We start from the raw sequence: 237 nt of genomic DNA on the forward strand, positions 1-237 counted from the left end.
CATAACGGCGAAAATAAAATGATGAATGCATGGCAACAGCTCATCAATGATGCAGGCAAATTTAAAGATCCACATGACCCAAAAAACAAATCTATTTTGACGCAATCTCGAGATTTACCGAGGGATAAAAAACAAGCTGTTGAAAGTATTACGGGCACTTTAACGAACATGGCTAAAAATGGGCTTGTTAAAAATAGAGATGACATTATCGCGGCCTTGCAAAATGCAGGCTTTGAA

At 38.0% G+C, this 237-nt stretch carries 1 protein-coding gene; it reads left to right on the forward strand.

Features of this window, described 5'->3' with window-relative positions:
- On the forward strand, nucleotides 1-237 hold a 237-nt coding region (locus tag AAEY62_RS24645; RefSeq protein WP_502935576.1), incomplete at both ends, for a hypothetical protein.

Source organism: Pseudoalteromonas sp. GW168-MNA-CIBAN-0100, assembly GCF_040309225.1.
Lineage (GTDB): Bacteria > Pseudomonadota > Gammaproteobacteria > Enterobacterales > Alteromonadaceae > Pseudoalteromonas > Pseudoalteromonas arctica.